This is a genomic window from Paenibacillus sp. Soil522 (assembly GCF_001428245.1).
Taxonomy (GTDB): domain Bacteria; phylum Bacillota; class Bacilli; order Paenibacillales; family Paenibacillaceae; genus Pristimantibacillus.
Window position 1 is genome coordinate 53,382 of the sequence record NZ_LMRV01000040.1, and the last position, 21,091, is coordinate 74,472.

Consider the following 21,091-nt stretch of genomic DNA (forward strand, 5'->3'; position numbering starts at 1 on the left):
GGTGCTGCCTGGCATGGTAGGGGATATTTACAATTCGGCGGGGGGAATAGTTACCGCCAAGAGTCATGAAAAAAAATAAAAAAAGAGACTCCCACGAAGGAGTCCAAAAAAGGAAAAATTGTTTCAAGCTCCAGTATAGGCGAAGGGTAACATACCGTCAATTCCTTATTCTAAGGTTAACTAATTCATTAATTTGGAGGCAAACCTATTATGAAAAAAATGAAGACGCTATCCATATTGTTTTTTCTTATCCTTACTTTGATCGTTTCCGGCTGTTCGTCAAATAAAGGCGGCAATGAGCCTGAACCGGCTGCAAATAACGGGAAAAATACAGAAGCAGCAGATCAATCAGCCACAAACGGGGAAAAAGTAACGCTGACGATTTACAGTACAACGAATGACCAAGGCACGCAGGATGTAATGGAAGAAATCGGCGAGGCCTACTCCAAAGAACATCCGAACGTCAAGTTCGAATGGCAGTTTCCTGCTAATGACTACGAGAACGTCCTGAAAATGAAAATGGCCGCGAAGGATATGCCGGATATTTTCGATACACACGGCTGGTCCCAAGTCCGTTACGGCAATTTTGTTGCGGATCTGTCCGACCAGGAATGGGTCGCGAATTTGTCCGATGCGATGAAACCAATCGTAACCGACGCTAAAGGCATGGTATACACCCTGCCGCTGAATGCTGCGAAGGATGGTATTACTTATAACAAGGATGTGCTTGATAAATACGGCATTGAAGTGCCAAAGACGCTGGATGAATTGATTGCTGCCGGCGAGAAAATAAAACAAGAAAGCAAGGGCGATGTCATTCCGTTTTTCTTCTCTGCGACCGACGCGAGTTCGTTAGCTCAATTCTTTGATTATTTCGCGACTTCGTTATTGATTAGCGCGGAGGAAAACCATGCTAAAGCCTTACTAGACGGCAATTTTGATTGGAACAATTGGACACCGCTAGCGGCGAAATTCAAAGAAATGTACGATAAAGGATTGATGAGTGAAGATGTATTAACAATACGTGAGACAGACCGTCCGCAGCTGTTCGCCGAAGGTAAAATTGCATTCTCCTTTACTGCCCCAGGCTTTGTGCCGGATGCATTGAAAATCAATCCTGAAGTGAAAGTAGGCATCATGCCGGTTCCTGCCATCGTGCCTGGCGATACACCTACGTTCTCCGGGGGCGAACGCTTCACGATGTCTGCCTGGAAAGATGGGAAGAATCTGGAAGTTTCCAAAGACGTCATTTCTTTTTTTGCAAAACCGGAAAACCTAAAGCGGATCTCGGAGGCCTCCGGAACGCCGGCGGCTATGAATGGAATCACGCCGAATCTCGGCATCTACACCGAATATTATGACATGTACAAAGACATTCGCGTCTTCCCGTACTTCGACCGCGTCTATCTGCCTAGCGGGATGTGGGATGTTATGCAAACGACGTCTTCCCAAATTCTTGGCGGTGAGTTGACACCGGAAGATTCTTCACAAGTCTACAAACAAGAAGTTGAACGCTTGAAGGCTCAACAGAAATAAATCCGCATTGGATTGGAAGAAGGGGGCTTCTATAGCCCCCTATATCTCCTCTTAAGGAAGGAATCAAAATTATGCGACCGAGCCGTAATTCGACGTTTTCGCTAAACCTTATGTATGTCCCGGCGTTGCTATTGTTTGTATTGTTCATTTATTACCCCTTCTTTGAAGGGATTAAAATTTCATTCACGAACTGGGATGGGTTTAATCCATCATACAGCTGGGTCGGATTTGATAATTACGTCCGTATGTTAGAGGACAAAAATATCGGTACCGTTATACGTAACACGCTTATCTACGGGGTGGGAAGCACTTTTTTTCAAAATCTTATAGGACTGTTGTACGCTTTGCTGCTCAACCAAAGCATCCAGACCCGTGGTTTGACCCGTACAATCGTTTATTTACCGGTAATCGTGAGCCCGCTTATCATGGGTTACATCTGGTACTTCTTTTTTCAATACCGGGGTGGGGCCCTTAACGATATCATTCTATTATTCTCGGATAAGCCGGTAAATTTACTGGCCGATCCCCAAATCAACATCTTGATTATCACATTCGTGAACACATTCCAGTATCTCGGTATTGCAATGGTGATCTATTTAGCCGGTTTGCAATCGATTCCGAAAGATTATTACGAAGCGGCTTCCATCGATGGGGCGAGTCCACTCATAAAGTTTTTCAATGTTACGCTTCCGCTGCTTGCGCCTTCGATTACAATTAATATCGTTCTTAATTTGATCGGAGGACTGAAACTGTTCGATGTCATTATCGCGCTTACGAAAGGCGGACCGGGCTTCGCGTCACAGTCGTTGTCCACGATGATGTATAAAACCTACTTCGGTGCCCAGGATGCAGGTTATGCGGCCGCTATTGGAAATCTGATGTTTTTCATGATTGCAGTCATCAGTATCGCTGCCTTGATTTATTTCCGCAGGAAGGAGATCCAAGCATGAAAACAAATCATAAGCTTTCGATTGTACTATCCGTCCTCATTGGGCTCATTCATATTCTTCCATTCTATCTGCTGATAACGACCTCGTTTAAGTCCATGAGCGACCTCAGCTCCAAATGGAGTCTTCCGAAATCGATGGATTGGAGCAATTTCACCAGTGCATGGGAAGGCGCTAATCTCGGGCAGGCTTTTTCGAATAACACTATCATAACGGTATTATCTCTACTAGGGATTATTCTAATCGGAGCGTGTTCAGCTTATCCGCTCTCACGTTATCAGACGAAGCTGAACAAATTTGTCTACCTGCTTTTTATTTCAACACTTATTGTACCGCCGCTGACGATTCTTGTTCCGTTATATCAATTTTTTATCGATATCCACGGGATGAACACGTATTGGGGAATCGTTCTTCTTCATGTGACGTTTAATTTGCCGATGACCATTTTCCTGTATACCGGGTTTATCAGTACGATTCCAAGGGAATTGGATGAAGCGGCGATGATGGACGGCATGAGCCGATTGATGCTGTTTTTCAAAATGATTTTGCCCCTGCTCAAGCCGGTGACGGCGACGGTTCTCATTATGACGGGGGTCGGTATTTGGAACGACTATCAGTTCTCGGTATTTTTCCTGCAAAAGGTTGAAATGCGGACGGTGACAGTGGCGCTCGCATCCTTCTTCGGACCGAATGCCAATCGGATCGGCTGGGTAGCCGCCGGCTCTCTTCTTGCCGCATTGCCTGCCACGATGATGTATTTGTTTATGCAGCGTTGGTTCATCTCCGGCCTCGCTTCGGGAGCAGTTAAAGGATAGTTTGACAGTAATGAACAAGGGAGGATTTTAGCGTGTCCATACTTTACGACGAAGAGCGAAAAATATTTCATCTCGCGACGAACAAAACTAGCTATGTTTTAGAAGTCGTAAGGGACGGTTATTTGGCACACCGGTATTGGGGAAAGAAAATCAGCCGGTTCCGGGATTCGAATACCTTGGTTTCCATCGACCGCCCGTTATCCCCAAACCCGTATCCGCATCGGAAAGAGAGCGCATTCTCACTCGATACCTTGACCCAGGAGTATCCAGGCTACGGCACGACCGACTTCCGAACGCCGGCGTATCAAATCCAACTGGAATCCGGGTCGACAACCACTGATTTGCGTGTGCATACCCATCGTATTTTTAAGGGAAAACCAGGATTGGAAGGCTTGCCGGCAACGTATGTGGACAATGAAAACGAAGCAGATACGCTCGAGATCGTGCTTAGGGACAGCATTCTCGATTTGACCGTCATCCTGTCCTACTCCGTGTTTGAACAAGGGGACGCGATTACGCGCTCGGTCCGATTCATTAATGAAGGCGACGAAAAGCTTAGATTGCTTCGCGCTTCCAGCATGAGCGCCGATTTTGGCGACGCGGAGTATGAAATGCTGCATTTGTCCGGAGGGTGGTCAAATGAACGCAACGTGATCAAAAGACCGCTCCAAAAAGGAATACAATCAGTCGAAAGCAAGCGGGGGGCTAGCAGCCCCCAGCATAATCCGTTTTTGGCGCTTCTCCGCCGCGGTGCAGGAGAAGATTGTGGCGAGATCTATGGATTCAATCTCGTATACAGCGGGAATTTCCTTGCCAATGTGGAAGTTGACCAATACGATACGACTCGCGTTTCCATCGGAATCAATCCGTTTGATTTTGCATGGCTCCTGAAGCCGGACGAAAGCTTCCAAACGCCTGAAGCCGTGATGGTGTATTCCGACGAAGGATTGGGCGGGATGTCCAGAATCTATCACAGACTCTACCGATCCAGACTGTGCAGAGGGGAATTCCGTGACAAAGAAAGGCCTATTCTCATCAATAACTGGGAAGCGACTTATTTTGACTTCAATGCGGATAAAATCGAACAAATCGCAGCCAAAGGTAAGGATCTTGGTATTGAATTGTTTGTCTTGGATGACGGATGGTTCGGTAAGCGTGATGATGACACAAGTTCACTCGGCGATTGGTTCGTTAATCAAAATAAACTTCCGGGCGGCTTGGAAGATTTGGCCAAGCGGATAAATAAGCAAGGCTTACAATTCGGTCTGTGGTTCGAGCCGGAAATGGTGAACGAGGACAGCGACCTCTACCGGAAGCATCCGGATTGGGTCATTCATACAGCTGAGCGTCCCCGTTCGACGGGACGTTATCAACTCGTGCTTGATTTTTCCCGCCGCGATGTCTGTGATGCCATTATCCGAATGTTATCGGATGTGCTTAGAAGTGCCCCAATTACGTATGTAAAATGGGATATGAACCGCCACATGACTGAGATCGGCTCCGCATTGCTTCCTCCGGAACGTCAGAGGGAAACCGCCCACCGCTATATGTTAGGGCTGTACCGGGTGATGGACGAACTTACGACGGCTTTCCCGCATGTGCTCTTTGAAAGCTGCTCCAGCGGCGGCGGACGTTTCGACCCCGGGATGCTTTACTACATGCCGCAAACCTGGACAAGCGATAACTCCGATGCCATCAGCAGACTGAAAATCCAGTACGGCACAAGCCTAGTTTATCCAGTGAGCGCAATGGGAGCGCATGTTTCGGATGTTCCCAATCATCAAGTTGGCCGAGTGACGCCGCTTGAAACAAGGGGGAATGTGGCATTATCCGGCGTTTTCGGGTATGAGCTGGATTTGACAACCTTTTCGGAGCAGGAAGAACAAATGGTTAAAGATCAAGTCGCTTTCTATAAAGATGTCCGAAGAATGGTTCAGTTCGGTGATTTTTACCGTTTGCTCAATCCGTTCGAGGGCAATGAAGCGGCCTGGATGTTCGTTTCCGAAGATGGCTCAGAAGCTTTGGCGTTTTACTACAAAGTGCTGGCTCAGCCGAACCTGGGGTTCCGGACTTTACGGCTGAAGGGTTTGAATCCAGATGTCCTATATCGGCTGGACGACGGAGATTTGTTCGGCGGTGATGAACTCATGTATGCAGGCCTCCGCGTGCCGGCCGAACTTCTCATGGGGGATTTTCGCAGCAAGGTGTGGAGGCTTCGCAGAGAAGATTAGCGGCCGGAAAAAAAGACTGTCCTATTGCGGATACAATCCGCCGGGATGGTCTTTCTTCTGTTTGGCGGAAAATCGCGCAATCAATCGGAATGTTTTCACAAACGGCTTTAAATGGAGGGGCATAATTTCTGCCGGTTTGGATGGGTTGTTTTTATAAGATTTCTTTTATGATAGTTCAATAAGCAGCTGCACGGCTGGCGGCGTATGAGCACAGAGTGGAAGGAGTTAGTGGGTATGGCAAAGGATCAAATAAGTACCATACATAATACGATATCCGAGGGGGCTCTAGAGACCGTTCCGGTAATACCGCCTAAGGTGGCTCCTCCGGGAGGGCCTCCAAATGAGGTTGAGCATATTAAGCGCGGAAGTGAATATTTGCGGGGCACGATTTACGACTCTCTGCGCGATCCGATCACAGGATCAATACCGGAGGATGATAACCGGCTTCTTAAATTTCACGGAAGCTATATGCAGGATGACCGGGATCAACGCAATGAACGCGAGAAAAAGAAGCTGGAACCGGCTTACCAATTCATGCTGCGTGTCCTGGCTCCCGGCGGCGTTGCTTCACCGGAGCAGTACTTGGTTCTGGATCAATTGGCATGCCGGCATGGGAACGGTACGTTAAGGCTGACGACGCGGCAATCGTTTCAGCTTCATGGCATTTTAAAATGGAACCTGAGGAAGACGGTACGTGAGGTCAACGACACGTTGATGACGACCAGGGCCGCATGCGGTGATGTCAATCGCAATGTCATGTGCAATCCGAACCCCTATCAGTCTGATATTCATATGGAGGTTTACGGGTGGGCGCGGGCACTCAGCAACCATTTATCGCCGCGTACCCCGGCGTATCATGAGATTTGGATTGATGATCAGAAAGTGGTCGACAGCCTGCAGGGGAGTTTGGTAGAGCCGATTTACGGGCCTGTATACTTGCCCCGCAAGTTTAAGATTGGGATTGCGGTTCCGCCTTCCAACGATATCGATATTTTTTCACAGGATCTTGGGTTTATTGCCATTGTAGAAAACGGGAAACTACAGGGCTTCAATGTGGCTGTCGGCGGAGGAATGGGCATGACCCACGGCGACAAGACTACCTATCCGCAGCTGTCACGGAGATGCATCCTGACTTTCGCACGTTCAGAGGGAAAGGAGCATACCGGAAGCGGGTGATTGTCAAAGAGAAAACCTCGCTCCGGTTCGTGTTCAAAGGCGTCAGCCATACGGCTCATATTTTTTTCGACGGACTCCATATTGCAGATCACTACAATGCATACACGGCATTTCATGCTATCGCAAAAGATGTTGAGCCGGGAGAGTATGAGGTCGTAGTAATCGTAGATAATAGCTTCGGAGAATTCTCTTCGCTGCATGTGCCGAACGACTATTATACGTATGGCGGTATCATTCGGCCTGTAGCGATGGAAGAGATTAAGCAGCTCTATATCGAACGAATAGCTTTTACGCCGATTTGGGAGAAGGGCGGCTGGAAGGCTAGCATTCAAGCGATTATTCATCATGTGGAAAATCAAGAGCAGACCTGCAGCATTCGCTTCCGGCTGAACGGCAAGGAATATGAAGCAGGCTCATGCGAGGCTGCGGCGGATGGAACAAGTAGAGTTGGCGGAACATTCGAATTTCCCGGGGCTGAAGCATGGTCGCCAGAGAAACCCGTTCTATATGAGCTTAGAGGAATACTCTTCGTTGACGGGAAGGAAAGCGATGACTTAATCGAACGTGTAGGCTTCCGCGTGGTGACGGCAGAAGCGGGAAGAATACAGCTGAACGGCAAAGATATCGTGTTCAAAGGCGTGAACCGCCATGAGGATCATCCGATGGTAGGCTCCGCTTTTCCGTTTCAACTGATGGCGGCTGATGCTGATCTCATGACGGACATGGGCTGCAACGCCGTTCGGACGAGCCACTATCCGAATGATGAACGATTCCTCGACCTATGCGATGAGCGCGGCATCCTTGTATGGGAAGAAAATCATGCGAGAGGTCTTAGTCTCGATCAGATGCGCAATCCCAACTTCCGGTGGCAGTGTGAGCAGGTAAACCGTGAAATGGTAGAGCAGCATCATAACCATCCATCTATCTTAATCTGGGCGATACTGAATGAATGCGCCAGCGATACGTTAGAGGGCAGGGAGATGTACAAAGAGCAGTTGGAACAAATCCGAGAGCTCGATGCGAGCCGTCCGCTAACCTTTGCTTCCCACCATAGAGATAAAGAATTATGCTTCGATCTGGCTGACATCGTCTCCTTCAATTTATACCCTGGATGGTATGGGGATGAGGATCCGGGCGAGCTGTGCGATTTGGCGCGGGGATGGGCGGACGCAAGCGGCGGATTGGGCAAGCCGATGATTATGAGCGAGTTTGGCGGCGACGGCTATTACGGCTACCGCGATGCAAGCAGGGTAAGGGGCACGGAGGAGCGGCAAGCGGATATTATAGAAGCGAACCTGTCGGCTTACACGGCTAGGTCATTCATCTCCGGCATGTTCATTTGGCAATTTTGCGACTGCAGGGTGACGGAAGGAACGGACTGGCTCCTTACAAGAGCGGGTACGAAGAACAGCAAAGGGATCGTCGACAGCTACCGGAGACCGAAGCTGGCTTATGCAGTTGTGCAGCGTTATTATAAAAAATAGCGGGAAGTATGGATTTTCTGTATCATCATACAAATATTTGTGTGTTAGATAAAACGCTGCTAATAATCGGTTAATACTGATGGTAATGAATGAGTAAAAATAGCAACGATCAGCTTGATCATGGTACAATTAGTAAAAGTTTATACGCAAAATCAGAAGGAGGTCGAACATCATGTCAAATCCGGATGAGAAGAAAATCCATACCTATCAAGATTGGCTGACCTGGGACGGAACGTGGGAGTTAATAAACGGCAAAGCCTATAATATGTCGCCGGCTCCGACCTCGTTGCATCAATTTATTGTTGGTGAGCTTCATTTCGCCCTAAGGACATTCTTTCAAAATCGGAACTGTTATGTGTTCGTTGCTCCATTTGATGTGTTCTTCAGTGAGAGTGGAGATTATCAGTCACCTGATCACGTTACGCAGCCTGATCTTTCGGTCGTTTGCTCGAAGGACCAAATATCCAAGAATGGCTGTCACGGTGCGCCGACCATAATCATTGAAGTGCTGTCGCCATCCACCGCATTGAAGGACTTTAATGAGAAGTTCAACTTATATCAGAAGTATGGGGTACAGGAATATTGGATTGTCGATCCTGGCAATCGAACGGTTCATGTGTATGCGCTGCAGGATGGCAGTTACCAGGTACGTCATTTGTATACGGAGCAGGAAACGGTTCAATCGATCGTATTTAAAGATTTGCATGTGCCCATGAATAAGCTGTTCAGTCTGGAATAACAAATACAATCAACCGGCGGGATACCAATCTCGACCGGTTTTTTTATCCTCCAAATTTTAAGCTCCTTATGAAATTAAAAACACAAATGCCCCGCAGGAGATTAACTTTTTTCAAAGTGTTCTTCTTGCGGGGTACAGTTCAAACTCCATTTATTGTCTAAACGAATTTCCGGCTCATCTTCTTCCCGTCGCAGCTGAACACGATCTTCTTATCCTCGACGAACGTTTCCAGATGAACGTTTTTACCCCACAGCTGAACGACGTAAGGCAGAGTACGCTCGACGTATTTGAGATCTAGTTCCATACCTTCGTATTCATGGATCAGGTAGAGTTCCCCAACGCGGTTAAAATCCCCATCCTTCACCATCAGGCTGGGAAAGCCGCCGTTCACCTTGGAATAGACGAGCTGCTCGCGGATGTTTTCCCATGTTTTATCGGTAATTTTCCACTCGGGACCTTTCTTTTCAAAGATATAGAGGTCGAGATCTTTAACCAACTCCTTCGTTAAATAATTGCGAAGGAAAGATGTGTCTGAATCCAGCTCCCGAACCTCAAATATTTTTTCTCTTCCTTTGCCTGGGACGCGCCCGAAGCGTGCCTGCTCCTCTTTCGTTGGGTGGTCCCAGCGGCGCTCGATATCCTCGAATATTTTTAATCCTAAATAATAAGGATTCAGGCTGTGCCGAGACGGCTGTACAACGGAGGAGTTCAGCTTGGCGAATTCAATCGTTTCTTCGCTGGTCAGGTCAAGCTCGCGGATAATCCGCTGATGCCAGTAGGAAGCCCAGCCTTCGTTCATGATTTTCGTCTCGATTTGCGGCCAGAAATAGAGCATTTCATCTCGCAGCATCGATAAAATATCGCGCTGCCAATCCTCTAAGGTTGGTGAGTACTCCTCGATAAACCATACGACATCTTTTTCCGGCCTAGGCGGGAATCGTTTGGCATCGGCTGCCTGCGATGCAGCAGCCGATGCTGCGGTGGCCGTCCGCTCCGGGTCTAAATCCCATAAATCATCATACTTGGATGCTTTAATATTCCACTCGGAACGCTCGCTGTCTTTTTGTACCATTTCAATATATCTCTTTTTATCCAGCTGATAGGGCTTTATAAGCGTCGGGTCGACATGCTCCTGGATGGCGAGAATCGCATCAATAAATTTCTCGACGGCCTCCGTGCCATGGTCCATTTCATATTGATGGATGCGATCGGCCGTTGCGGACATGCTCTCGACCATGTTGCGGTTCGTAACACCGAAGCGGGCATTGTTTTTGAAAAAATCGCAGTGCGCGAGCACGTGAGCGACGATTAGCTTGTTCTGGATCAGAGAATTGCCTTCAAGAAGGAAAGCGTAGCAGGGGTTTGAATTGATGACGAGCTCGTAAATCTTACTAAGACCGAAATCGTATTGAAGCTTCATTTTATTGAACGTTTTTCCAAAGCTCCAGTGACTAAATCTTGTCGGCATACCGTAAGCGCCAAACGTATAAATGATATCTGCAGGACAAATCTCGTATCGCATTTGGTAAAAATCGAGCCCAAAGCCTTGCGCGATTTCCGTTATTTCATCGATGGATCGCTCCAGCGCGCGAATCTCATCTTGGTTCATCCGTCATCCCTCCGCATTCGGAAATACGATTCATACCATGTTTATGAGCAAGTGGCCAAGGTTATGACGGTGTGAGGCATATGGTGGCCCTGCCATTCTCAAAAATGATTTATTCTCATCTTCACTTAAGCCTGCATTAAGATTATTCTCAGAACTTTCCTTTATGCTAGTGTTAGTGGATAAGCATACGTGTTCGAAGTCGACTATCATTAACGACAAAATGAGGAGGGTTTGAGATGAAAAACAAAAAAATAGTCATAGCAGCAGCGGCCATTCTGATCGTAATTAGCGGAGCCATTTACTATGTGTATGATGGTTTGACAGGCAATCATGTGGAAATTGAAAGTGTCATAGCGCAGTCTCCGGCTGAAGATGGCAGCACGGAGGTATCTGGAAGTGCTGGAGAAGGAATGGCAACGGAGACGGCCACAGGTGCTGGCAATGAATCAAACGGAGCAGGAGCGGGTGCGGGTGAGGCAGCCGGAGTAGACGGAACATGGACGATCGGCTCAGATTCGAAGGTTTATTTTTCGGTGACAACCTCAAGAGACACGGTGAATTACAAACTTGATAAGGTGATGGGCTCGTGGATAATCAACTCGGCCGATCCTGCTCAAACGAAGGCTGAAGGCACAGTTGATGTGACGAGCATGGACTCCGGAAATTCGCAAAGAGATCAGCATATTTCAGAAGCCGAATACTTAGATACTGCGCAGTTCCCGAATGCGACCTTCAACGTAACCTCCTTTGAAGGCCTTCCGGCAGAATGGAAATCCGGCGAGGCATATGATGTGAGTATTACAGGCGAATTAACCGTGAAGGGAATAACAAAGGAAGTCGTATTTACGGGGCAAACCGTCTATGATCAAGGTTCCCTGAAGCTTGAAGCAAGCACGGTTGTCACATTTGGTGATTTCGGTATGAAAAATCCGCATACGGTCATTATGGATACGGAAAATAATCTTACTGTTGAGCTTAGGCTGGTATTAAGCAAATAAGAAAGCTATCGGGACGATTTGTGATATGCATGTCGAACTCGTTGCGGAAAATAAAAAAACCTTTGAGTGCCGCCGTTTGGAGCATCATCTCCTAGCTGGGACAGGCATTCTTAAGGTTTTTTTTCAGTTTGCTTAATGCCATACATAGCCTGGTCAGCGTCGCTGATCAGCTCTTGCAGGCGGACGCCTGCGCCATGCGTCGAGCTAATGCCGATGCTTGCGGATACGCGAATGGTACGTCCATGGATGAAGAACGGCTCGGTAATGGAGTCTTTAATTTTTCCGGCGACAAAATCAATATCATGGTTATCAACCAAATGTTGAAAGCAAATAACGAATTCATCTCCGCCATACCTTACGAGTATATCGGTTTTCCGGACGCTTTGCTTGAGCCTGGCGGCAATTTGGAGCAGCAGCAGATCACCAAAGTCATGGCCGAAAGAATCGTTGACCTCCTTGAAGTCATCGATGTCGATGAACATCACGCTAAACTGCTTGTCCGAGCCATTCTGGTACAGATGAGACAAATAACGCCGGTTAAATAAACCGGTTAAGCTATCTGTAACGCTTGCATTTTCTAAGTCTAAAAGATAACCCAAAAATGCCGCGATAGATGCGAGGAAGCCGTGCTGCCGTTCATCCAGATGAATCGGCCCGCTATTAAATGCGCATATGGCGCCCAAAGGCAAATGATCGGCTGTTTTTACAGCGATGCCAATAAACGAAACAGCTCCAAGCTGCTTCGTTACCGGCAGAGAGGCAGTACGCTGATCCTCAAGTATGTTTGGGATGCTGAGTATAGGAGAGGCTTGCTTCAGAACGAGGCTGCAATAGCTATGCAGCAAGGGTAAGCAGGTGTTGTTTTGCATCCAATCCTTATCAAGACGGTTGAACGCCCGAATCATGCTGCTTTCCATACCATCGATTGTTGAGACCAATAGTATATCTACTTCAAGAAAATGCTTCAGGGTGTCAATAATATGGTCGGCTGCTTCTTCTATTGAGCGTGTAGTGCTTCTCATGCTCTCAACTCCTGCCGTAGTGTTGAAACTATGGGATTTGTCTTATAGTTCCATAGTAGTCTAAAAAGAGGCCTAACTCAAGAAACAAATGAAGAATTTTAGGAATATTGAACTAATTTTTCTGATGTAATCAAGACATAGTCTTATAAGCGTGAGCAGTTCTAACTCATAATCGTTAAATTAATAAATATATTATTTCAATGCTATCAAAATTAATGCTTGAATTAATTTAAAACCTGTAGTTAAATGATAGTAAGAACGTTTGTTAATGAATGTCTTATTAATTAATGAATCTATTAATTCGATGACGAGGTGGATAAGCATGGCAGACAAAGCATCAATGATCGTGGATAAGGATTTTCAAGTCGGTGAAGTAGATAAACGCATATACGGTTCATTCATAGAGCATCTGGGGCGTGCCGTATACGGAGGTATTTATGAAGCGGATCATCCTGAGGCAGATGAGCAGGGCTTTCGTTCTGATGTGCTAGAGCTTGTAAGAGGACTTGATGTGCCAATCGTCCGTTATCCGGGAGGTAATTTTGTATCCGGTTACAACTGGGAGGATGGTGTCGGTCCTGTAGACAATCGTCCAAAGAGGCTTGAGCTTGCTTGGCGGACAGTTGAACCGAACTGGATCGGCTTTAATGAATTTATGGACTGGTGTAAAAAGGCTAATACAGATGCAATGATGGCCGTAAACCTCGGTACTCGCGGCATCGATGACGCACGTAACCTGATTGAATATTCAAATCATAAATCCGGCTCTTATTGGAGTGATCTTCGTATCCAGCATGGGTATAAAGACCCGCATAATGTGAAAACCTGGTGTCTAGGCAATGAAATGGACGGACCTTGGCAAATCGGACATAAAACGTCGGTGGAATACGGCCGCCTCGCTAACGAAACGGGCAAAGCGATGCGCTGGGTCGATCCAACCATAGAGCTTGTAGCCTGCGGAAGCTCGCATATCGGTATGCCTACATTTCCGGAATGGGAGTCGACGGTTTTGGATTTGGCTTATGACACCGTTGATTATGTTTCGATCCATCAATATTATGGAAATCCGCACAACGATACGAAAAACTTCCTTGCGCAATCCATGAGTATGGATTCCTACATTAACACGGTTATCTCAACCTGCGATTACGTCCAAGCGAAAAAACGCGGCAAGAAAAAAATTAATCTTTCCTTCGACGAGTGGAATGTATGGTTCCATTCGCATGCGCAAGATAAACAGCTTGACCCTTGGCAAATTGCTCCGCCTCAGCTTGAAGACGTGTATAATCATGAGGACGCGCTGGTTGTCGGATGTATGCTGATTAGTATGCTGAAGCGTGCTGACCGCGTGAAAATGGCTTGTATCGCCCAGCTGGTTAACGTTATTGCTCCAATCATGACGCAAAACGGCGGTCCTGCCTGGAAGCAAACGATCTACTATCCGTACATGCACGCCAGCATTTTTGGTCGCGGTACGGTGCTTGTGCCGCTCGTCAAATCGCCGAAGTATGATTCGAAGGATTTTACCGATGTTCCTTTCCTGGAGACCGTAGCGGTTCATAATGAGGAGAAAGAGGAAGTGACGATCTTTGCGGTTAACCGCAACCTCGATGAAGCGCTGCCTTTCGAAATCGATCTCCGCAGCTTCGGTGCTTTCCGGGTGATCGAGCATATCGTGCTTGAGCATGAAGATTTAAAAATGACGAACACGGCAGATGCTCCTAACCGCGTAACGCCTCATACGTCAGGCAATGCCGCTATCGATGGCAGCGGAAAAATTCAAGCGACGCTCGGCAAAGCATCGTGGAACGTTATTCGCATCAAGCTGTAAGAGAAACGAAAGAGGGTATCCGGAGGCCGCAATTGCGGCTTTTGGGATGCCCTCTATTATTATAGAATAGAGAGATAGGAGGAGACGACAATGATACATGCCAATACAGACGAAGAGTGGCTGCCCTTATATGAAGCTTTGGCTAGTCCGGTAAGGCTTTCGATTATTAATCTGCTTGCCTCGAACATGATGAATGTGAAGGAGCTGGCCGAGGCTATCGGTTTAAGCAGCGCGATAGTAACGATGCATGTCCGCAAACTGGAGAAAGCGGGAATCGTACAGACGAAGATGGTTCGCAAGCAAGGGGGGACGCACAAAATTTGCACGCTCGCGGAGCGTTCCATTGCGATAGAGCTGCCGCACCCGACGCTGGATGTGAAGAAGGTGCATGACGTCAGCGTGCCTGTCGGACATTTTACACAATTTGAGGTGTTTCCGACCTGCGGCATTGCTACGGTCGACAAGATGATTGGACAATTTGACGATCCGCGCTTCTTCTTGGAACCGGAGCGGATGAATGCCGGAATTTTGTGGTTCGGTAAAGGCTACGTGGAATACAAGGTGCCGAACTATTTGCTTTCGGGACAGCGCCCCGTAGCGCTGGAAATTACGCTCGAGCTAGGCTCCGAAGCGCCGGGCGTGAACGAGAACTGGCCCTCGGACATTGATTTCTCGCTTAACGGGATGGATATCGGAATGTGGACGAGCCCCGGCGATTACGGCGAGGTGAGAGGAAGGTTTTCACCGGCCTGGTGGGGGGATCGCGTTAACCAATACGGCCTGCTGAAGGTTATCCGCATACAAGAGGATGGCACGTTAATCGATGGACAGCATATGTCATCCGTAGGGATCGGCGAGATCGGACTTGATCGCAACTTTTGGACCTTCCGCATTAGCGTGAAGGAGGATGCCGTACACGTTGGCGGCTTAACCTTGTATGGCAAAGGCTTCGGCAACTACAACCATGACATTATGTTCCGGGTATTTTACGAGGAAGCGCGCAGCGTGTAAGACAGCTTAGCTGCCTCAGTTGGATTTAAATTGATATAGAGAGCAGGAACGCTAATATAAGCCATTATTACCCGGAGGAACAATGATGCTGACCATGTTCATCTTTCTCAAAAAATACCGGTTTGCTGCCTATGTAGCTCTGCTTCTCATGCTTGTTGAGCTGATGGTGGAGCTGCTGCAGCCTTATATTATTTCCAAAATCATAGATGACGGTATCGTACACAATAATTTGTTGGTTGTATTAAAATGGGGCGGCGTTCTGATCGGCTGCTCCATCTTTGCTTTTGTTGCAGGCATACTTAGCTCTTTCTACGCCTCTCACGTTAGTCAGAGCTTTGGCTTTGATGTAAGGGAGCGCCTTTATGACAAGGTCCAATCGTTCTCATTCGCTAACTTTAACCGTTTTCCGGAATCCTCGCTTATTACAAGACTTACAAACGACGTCACGCAGCTGCAAAATACGGTATTCATGGGTCTGCGAATTATGCTTCGCGCTCCGCTGCTCGTAGTCGGAAGCATCGTGATGGCATTTATCGTACAGCCGAAGCTGGCCGTTTGGCTTGCTGTCGTCATCCCGTTTCTCGGGATATTTCTATTATGGGTGCTTAAGAAGGGCGAGGGTTTGTTTCGTTCCGTGCAACAGCACCTTGATCAGGTGAACGGCGTCATGCAGCAAAACTTGATCGGGATGCGGATCGTTCGGGTGTTCGTTCGGATGCAGCATGAATCGGCGCGCTTTGCACACTCGAGCGGGCAGCTGATGGACCGCACCGTAGCGGCGCTTCGCTTGACGGAGGCTACGATGCCAATCGTTCTGCTTGTAATGAATGCGAGCGTCATGGCCGTGCTGTGGTTTGGCCGTATTGAGCTTGATACGAGCGGCGCAACCGTTGGCGAAGTGATTGCGATCATCAACTATGCGACTAGGACGACTGCAGCTTTATCGATTATGTCGATGATTGTGATCAGTTTTTCAAGGGCGCGCGCATCGGCGCAAAGAATGGAAGAGGTCGTTCTGACGGATATCGATTTAACGGATACGACGGGCAGCGATGAAGCAGCTAAGCCTCGCGAAGGCCAAGTTTCCTTTGAGAACGTCTCTTTTCAATACCCGGCTTCCGACCAGCGTGTTCTGGATCATATATCCTTCTCAGCGAAGCCTGGCGAGACGATCGCGATTATGGGAGCGACGGGCTCAGGCAAAACGTCCCTCGTTCAGCTTATCCCGCGGCTATATGATGTGCAGACGGGTGAAATAAGCGTTGATGGGACAGATAACCGGTTAATGAAGCTTAAGCATCTGCGCAAGCAGATTGGATATGTGCCTCAAGAAATAATGCTGTTCACGGGCACGGTTGAGCAAAACATCCGCTGGGGCAAGGAGGACGCCACGCTCGAAGAAATTATCGAAGCGGCCAAGCTGGCGCAAATTCATGACACGATTATGAAGCTGCCCGAGCAATACGATACGATCGTTGGGCAAAAGGGCGTCAATCTGTCCGGCGGGCAGAAGCAGCGGCTGACCATAGCGAGGGCACTCGTAAGGAAGCCGGTTATTTTGCTGCTTGACGACAGCACGAGTGCCTTGGATGTGCAGACGGAAGCGGCGCTGCTGCAGGCGCTTAAACAATTGAAATGTACGACTTTCCTCATTACGCAAAAAATCAGCTCGACGGTATCAGCTGACTCCATCCTGCTGCTTGATGATGGCCGATTGCTAGCGCAGGGCAAGCATGAGCAGCTGATCCGGGAGTCCGGCCTTTATCAAAAAATTTACGAATCGCAGTTCGGGAAGGAAGGTGTTTCCCGTGCTTAAATCATTAATAGAGCCTTTCCGTTATCGAAGACCTGGAGCAGCTATGGAAGCGGCGGCTGAGGGGCAGACAGCTGGCGATAAAGGCAAACGTAAGCCTAGAGCTAAAAATACGTCCCGGACGCTGAAGCAAATGTGGAGTTATTTGATTGCCTACAAACGGAAATTAGCGGCTGTCATTTTCATGGTCATGCTAAGCTCCGGTTTTTCATTGCTGGGTCCCTATTTAGCCGGTACAGCGATTGATCATTTTTTGATGAATCGGGGGAGCGGGTTTGTTGTTTTTCTAATCGGAATGGCTGTCGTTTATGCGCTTCATTCTATTACGATGTGGCTGCAAAACATTTGGATGATCTCCATTTCGCAGAAAACCGTTTACCTTATGCGGGTTCAATTGTTTGAGCATTTGCACCGTCTGCCTATACCCTATTTCAGCAAGCGCCAGCATGGGGAGCTGATGAGCCGGGTAACGAACGATATTGAAAATGTAAGCTCATCATTAAATAGCTCGGTCATTCAAGTTTTTTCAAGCGCGCTTCTTCTCATTGGCACCGTAAGCGTCATGCTGTCGCTCAGTCCGCTCTTAACCTTGCTTACGTTTCTCGTTGTCCCGCTTATGCTGTTCGGAATGAAATGGATTACGAAGCAAACTGGTCGGCTGTTCAAGGCTCAGCAGCGTAATCTTGGAGATTTGAACGGATATATCGAAGAGACGCTGTCCGGACAGCGCATCGTGAAGGCCTTCTCTCAGGAGCAGACGGTTATATCCGCGTTCAAGGAGCGTAATGAACGTATCCGCATATCCGGCTTCTGGGCGCAGGCGATATCGGGCTTCATTCCGAAGCTGATGAATGCGCTCAACAACCTAAGCTTTGCCATTATTGCCGGAATCGGAGCTATCTTTGTCTTGAATGATTCGATTACGGTAGGTGTTATCGTTATTTTCGCGGAGTATTCAAGACAGTTCACACGTCCGCTTAATGATCTGGCTAATCAGTGGAACACGCTGCTCTCGGCCGTAGCGGGCGCGGAGAGGGTGTTCGACGTGCTTGCCGAAGAAGAGGAGCGGAAGGATGAGGGCGCTGCCCGCGAGCTCGCAGAGGTGAAGGGCAGCGTCGTATTTGATAAAGTAATGTTTGCGTATGAGGAACGGGCGGCCACGATTAGCGACGTAAGCTTCCATGCAGCACCGGGAGAGACGATTGCGCTTGTTGGTCCGACCGGGGCTGGCAAGACGACGCTTATTCAGTTATTATGCCGATTTTATGATCCGAGCTCTGGGAGCATTATGATCGACGGACATGACAGCCGGACGATTAAACGTGAAAATTTGCGTTCGCATATGGCATTCGTGCTGCAGGATCCATTTCTGTTCGAGGGTACGATCCGCGAAAATATTCGTTACGGCAAGCTCGATGCGACGGATGCAGATGTAGAAGAGGCGGCGAGACTCGCAAATGCGCATTCCTTTATCGTACGTTTGAAGGATGGCTATAGCTCTATTCTCAGGCCGGACGGCAGCGGCATTAGCCAAGGACAGAAGCAATTGCTGGCCATTGCTAGAGCGATACTTGCCAATCCCTCGATTTTAGTGCTGGACGAGGCGACAAGCAGTATAGATACCGTCACTGAAATCAAAATTCAAGAGGCGCTGCAGCGGCTCATGCAAGGCAGAACGAGCTTCGTCATCGCCCATCGGTTGAACACCATCAAGCAAGCGGATCAAATTGTGGTGCTGCAGGATGGCGCCATCATCGAGAAAGGCTCCCATGTGCAGCTGCTGGAGCGGAAGGGCTTTTATAGCTCGCTCGTTAAAGGCCAGTTAAACAATGGCTTGTGTGAAGTAAGCGAATCGGCGACAAAGTAAACAGCAGCTAAGTCTTAACGATTATGCAACTATTTTAAGGGATGGTGAGTATATGTAGTTATAAACAAGGAGGTGGGATGAATGACTATTGCCCAGTGCGCCAACTGTGGATACAACAACGAAGTCGATTCGTCCAGTATAATGGTTGCGGATTGCTCCTCTTGCGGTACGAAGCTGATTGAAGAGACTGTTCCCTATACGGTTTCTAATAAGGAACTTGAGACCTCGTTCGATATAAATAATCAAACGAGCTTGCCAGAGGAAGTCGACATTAATAAGTGGGTCGCCAAAATCGGGGACCATGAGAAGCAAACGAAGTACGTGGAAGAAGGCTTTTGGGCAAAGGTGAAGCGGCATGCAGCGAAGGTTCCGTTCGCGAAGGAAGTCGTAACGCTGTACTACTGCTCGGCTGATCCGAAAACGCCGCTTACGGCTAAGGTTACGGCGATAGGCGCCTTGGCGTATTGGATATTGCCAATCGATCTTATTCCTGATTTCTTACCGGTAGCCGGCTTTGTTGATGACGCAACAGCGGTGTTGATTGCATACAAGGCTATTAGCGGTCAAATAACCGATGATCATCGTGAGAAGGCAGAGCAGTTTTTCGTATTGAACAAAAATGTTAAATTGATCAATCAGCAGCCGTAATACGCGGAGCAGGTACAAGAGGGTCGGCCGGGAGCGAAATGCTCTGAAGGCCGATCCTCTTTTGGTTTAAATGATAAGCGCTGCAGTTAGCTAATTTATTTGAACGGTTCTGTTTAGAACAAGCTCCAGTCAAACTCTTGGGAGATGGCCTCCAGTAGCGCTACGCCGGCAATGCTGTTTCCTTTTCGGTTCAAGGACGGCCCTACTAACCCGATGCCGTACCGACCGGGCACCATCGATAAGATGCCACCGGATACGCCGCTTTTGGCAGGCAAGCCGACTTGGATAGCAAATTCTCCAGAGGCGTTATACATGCCGCAAGTGATCATGAACGTTTTGGCGATTTGAACGTAGCGGCGGGGAATTAGCTCTTCTCCGGTCAGCGGATTTTTACCGTTATGCGCAAGCACCAAAGCCATTTGCGCCAAATCAGCGCATGTCACGCTTACGGAGCAGTGGCGGAAATAAACGTCGAGGACATCCTCTACCTGCCCCTGCAGCACTCCGTTATCTTTTAGAAAATAAGCCATTGACCGGTTAAGATTAGCCGTATCTTTTTCGGATCGGTATACCTCAAGATCATAGTTCAGCGAGCTATTATTAGAAAGTTGACGAAGGAAATCCAATACGCGAGCCGACTTTTCCGCAGGATTACTGCCGGCTATCAACGAAGAAATGGCAATTGCACCCGCGTTAATAAGGGGATTAAAAGGAATCCCCGGCTGCACGAGCTCAAGCTTAAGCATGGAGTTGAAATTGTCGCCGGTAGGCTCCATGCCGACTTTATCAAAAACTACGTTCTCGCCGTTGTCCATAAGCGCTAGAATGAGTGTGAATACTTTGGAAATACTTTGCATCGTGAAGGATAGCCCGGTATCGCCGGCCGAGGCCGATTGTCCTTGCGCATCCATGATATGAATACCTAATGCATCTATAGGCGAATTCGACAATTCGGGAATATAGGAAGCTACCTTACCGTAGCCGCATTGCTGACGGCTCGTTTCAAGCCACTGAGGCAGAAGCTCTTGGATACGATCGATTTCTATTAAAGACATTTTGATGCTCCCTCCTCCAGATCGTTTAATAAGTATCTTTAATATGTGGCGTTACTGCTTTTAGTTTATAACATTTGCAAAGCAGGATAAAGTTGATTTATACGATTATTTAGTAAGAAACAATGGTTAATAGGTAGGTTTTACGTACTGCAAAATGTTATTTAAAAATGTTTCAAACTTTTTTTGAATAAAAGCTTGACCAATTAGACGGATACATGGTATATTCTAATTCCGGCCGAGAGAAACACGCGGACGACAAGAAAAACAAGCGAACCAAATGAAAGAAAAGATTGCTCTTTGAAAACTGAA

At 47.8% G+C, this 21,091-nt stretch carries 15 protein-coding genes and 1 pseudogene; 13 read left to right on the top strand and 3 right to left on the bottom strand.

All coding sequences use genetic code 11. The features are described 5' to 3' along the window. The first annotated feature begins 210 nt into the window (after window positions 1–210). The 7 genes and pseudogenes from ASG81_RS12605 to ASG81_RS12635 all read left to right on the top strand — a co-directional run bounded on the left by ASG81_RS12605 (window position 211) and on the right by ASG81_RS12635 (window position 8,928). Window positions 211–1,536, top strand: a complete 1,326-nt coding sequence (locus ASG81_RS12605; RefSeq protein WP_056634303.1) for an ABC transporter substrate-binding protein — start codon at window positions 211–213, stop codon at window positions 1,534–1,536. A gap of 71 nt (window positions 1,537–1,607) precedes the next feature. After that, entirely contained in the window at window positions 1,608–2,486 is an 879-nt protein-coding gene (locus ASG81_RS12610; protein WP_081417303.1) for a carbohydrate ABC transporter permease, read from the top strand. After that, the gene (locus ASG81_RS12615) at window positions 2,483–3,298 is read left to right on the top strand and encodes a carbohydrate ABC transporter permease (RefSeq protein WP_056634309.1); all 816 of its coding nucleotides are present in this window, start codon (window positions 2,483–2,485) and stop codon (window positions 3,296–3,298) included. The genes ASG81_RS12610 and ASG81_RS12615 overlap by 4 nt, the downstream gene beginning before the upstream one ends. Before the next feature lie 32 nt (window positions 3,299–3,330). Next, window positions 3,331–5,529: an alpha-galactosidase gene (locus ASG81_RS12620; protein ID WP_056634312.1), complete on the top strand. Its 2,199-nt coding sequence runs from the start codon at window positions 3,331–3,333 to the stop codon at window positions 5,527–5,529. Between the two features lie 303 nt (window positions 5,530–5,832). Continuing rightward, window positions 5,833–6,648: pseudogene (locus ASG81_RS12625) on the top strand (sulfite reductase); the annotation flags it as partial. A 53-nt stretch (window positions 6,649–6,701) separates the two neighbouring features. After that, window positions 6,702–8,189, top strand: a complete 1,488-nt coding sequence (locus tag ASG81_RS12630) for a glycoside hydrolase family 2 protein (protein ID WP_235548848.1) — start codon at window positions 6,702–6,704, stop codon at window positions 8,187–8,189. 172 nt (window positions 8,190–8,361) lie between these two features. After that, window positions 8,362–8,928, top strand: coding sequence for a Uma2 family endonuclease (locus tag ASG81_RS12635; protein WP_056634319.1), 567 nt, complete (start codon window positions 8,362–8,364; stop codon window positions 8,926–8,928). 157 nt (window positions 8,929–9,085) lie between these two features. Here ASG81_RS12635 and ASG81_RS12640 read toward each other — a convergent pair whose 3' ends face one another. After that, entirely contained in the window at window positions 9,086–10,537 is a 1,452-nt protein-coding gene (locus tag ASG81_RS12640) for a SpoVR family protein (RefSeq protein WP_056634322.1), read from the bottom strand. A 236-nt stretch (window positions 10,538–10,773) separates the two neighbouring features. Here ASG81_RS12640 and ASG81_RS12645 point away from each other — a divergent pair, with 236 nt between their 5' ends. Next, the gene (locus ASG81_RS12645; RefSeq protein WP_056634325.1) at window positions 10,774–11,535 is read left to right on the top strand and encodes a YceI family protein; all 762 of its coding nucleotides are present in this window, start codon (window positions 10,774–10,776) and stop codon (window positions 11,533–11,535) included. Window positions 11,536–11,645: 110 nt separating this feature from the next. On the opposite strand, the gene ASG81_RS12650 is transcribed toward ASG81_RS12645, so the two are convergent. After that, entirely contained in the window at window positions 11,646–12,557 is a 912-nt protein-coding gene (locus tag ASG81_RS12650; protein WP_056634332.1) for a sensor domain-containing diguanylate cyclase, read from the bottom strand. 322 nt (window positions 12,558–12,879) lie between these two features. Here ASG81_RS12650 and arfA point away from each other — a divergent pair, with 322 nt between their 5' ends. From arfA to ASG81_RS12675, 5 genes are all read left to right on the top strand, one after another. Next, complete coding sequence (arfA, locus tag ASG81_RS12655; RefSeq protein ID WP_056634335.1) at window positions 12,880–14,388, top strand: arabinosylfuranosidase ArfA; 1,509 nt, start codon at window positions 12,880–12,882, stop codon at window positions 14,386–14,388. Between the two features lie 90 nt (window positions 14,389–14,478). Continuing rightward, on the top strand, window positions 14,479–15,399 hold the full coding sequence (locus tag ASG81_RS12660) for an ArsR/SmtB family transcription factor (protein ID WP_056634337.1): 921 nt from the start codon (window positions 14,479–14,481) through the stop codon (window positions 15,397–15,399). Between the two features lie 85 nt (window positions 15,400–15,484). Then, window positions 15,485–17,215, top strand: a complete 1,731-nt coding sequence (locus ASG81_RS12665) for an ABC transporter ATP-binding protein (protein WP_056634339.1) — start codon at window positions 15,485–15,487, stop codon at window positions 17,213–17,215. Further along, window positions 17,208–19,079, top strand: a complete 1,872-nt coding sequence (locus tag ASG81_RS12670) for an ABC transporter ATP-binding protein (RefSeq protein ID WP_056634342.1) — start codon at window positions 17,208–17,210, stop codon at window positions 19,077–19,079. Before ASG81_RS12665 ends, ASG81_RS12670 begins: the two co-directional genes overlap by 8 nt. A gap of 81 nt (window positions 19,080–19,160) precedes the next feature. After that, on the top strand, window positions 19,161–19,727 hold the full coding sequence (locus ASG81_RS12675; RefSeq protein WP_235548849.1) for a YkvA family protein: 567 nt from the start codon (window positions 19,161–19,163) through the stop codon (window positions 19,725–19,727). Between the two features lie 113 nt (window positions 19,728–19,840). On the opposite strand, the gene glsA is transcribed toward ASG81_RS12675, so the two are convergent. After that, window positions 19,841–20,782, bottom strand: a complete 942-nt coding sequence (glsA, locus tag ASG81_RS12680; protein ID WP_056634346.1) for a glutaminase A — start codon at window positions 20,780–20,782, stop codon at window positions 19,841–19,843. Window positions 20,783–21,091: the final 309 nt, after the last annotated feature.

Coding starts and splice junctions, on each gene's coding strand:
- ASG81_RS12605 (WP_056634303.1), top strand. CDS start 211: ATGAAAAAAATGAAGACGCTATCCATATTGTTTTTTCTTATCCTTACT.
- ASG81_RS12610 (WP_081417303.1), top strand. CDS start 1,608: ATGCGACCGAGCCGTAATTCGACGTTTTCGCTAAACCTTATGTATGTC.
- ASG81_RS12615 (WP_056634309.1), top strand. CDS start 2,483: ATGAAAACAAATCATAAGCTTTCGATTGTACTATCCGTCCTCATTGGG.
- ASG81_RS12635 (WP_056634319.1), top strand. CDS start 8,362: ATGTCAAATCCGGATGAGAAGAAAATCCATACCTATCAAGATTGGCTG.
- ASG81_RS12640 (WP_056634322.1), bottom strand. CDS start 10,537: ATGAACCAAGATGAGATTCGCGCGCTGGAGCGATCCATCGATGAAATA.
- ASG81_RS12645 (WP_056634325.1), top strand. CDS start 10,774: ATGAAAAACAAAAAAATAGTCATAGCAGCAGCGGCCATTCTGATCGTA.
- ASG81_RS12650 (WP_056634332.1), bottom strand. CDS start 12,557: ATGAGAAGCACTACACGCTCAATAGAAGAAGCAGCCGACCATATTATT.
- arfA (WP_056634335.1), top strand. CDS start 12,880: ATGGCAGACAAAGCATCAATGATCGTGGATAAGGATTTTCAAGTCGGT.
- ASG81_RS12660 (WP_056634337.1), top strand. CDS start 14,479: ATGATACATGCCAATACAGACGAAGAGTGGCTGCCCTTATATGAAGCT.
- ASG81_RS12665 (WP_056634339.1), top strand. CDS start 15,485: ATGCTGACCATGTTCATCTTTCTCAAAAAATACCGGTTTGCTGCCTAT.
- ASG81_RS12675 (WP_235548849.1), top strand. CDS start 19,161: ATGACTATTGCCCAGTGCGCCAACTGTGGATACAACAACGAAGTCGAT.
- glsA (WP_056634346.1), bottom strand. CDS start 20,782: ATGTCTTTAATAGAAATCGATCGTATCCAAGAGCTTCTGCCTCAGTGG.